Origin of the sequence: Dysgonomonas sp. 521 (genome assembly GCF_010501055.1) — a bacterium.
Taxonomy (GTDB): Bacteria; Bacteroidota; Bacteroidia; order Bacteroidales; family Dysgonomonadaceae; genus Dysgonomonas.
The window spans coordinates 68,250-68,675 of record NZ_QVMO01000025.1 but is presented as its reverse complement, the minus strand read 5'-3'; the positions used below and the strand labels follow the sequence as shown (position 1 = coordinate 68,675).

Genomic DNA, 426 nt, shown 5'->3' with positions numbered 1-426 from the left:
CCGCAGACGACTTACCAGATGGAAGCCCAAATCGTGGAGTCCTTGGGTGAAAGAGAATTTGGAAAAATAGGCGTCGGCTACTATATACTTGGAAATGGATAACAGTTGCTCTTTGTATTGCTCAATGACTTTCAGGTACCAATCATTCAAGGTTGCTCCCCGGTTGGCTAGGGTTAGCGTATCGGGAGATTGCACAGCCCTAAGCATCATGCAGTCATGTTTATCAATATTGATCAATCCGATACCCATAATCTCAAGTCCTCTTTTAACCACCCCGGCACAGCCCGACCAGAAATAGCCAATCCAGGGAGTGCGTTTGCCTGATTTGGAAATATAGCTTGGGTCAATGGCGATAGCCTTGCGATCCTGCTTGTCAAATATCCTCTCAGAGATAAGCAGGTTGTACGAAAACCAATCGAACTCCTT

The 426-nt window shown here is 46.0% G+C and carries 1 pseudogene; it reads right to left on the bottom strand.

What is annotated here, in order from left to right:
- Positions 1-426 (bottom strand): annotated as a pseudogene (locus D0T84_RS09300) (transposase); the annotation flags it as partial.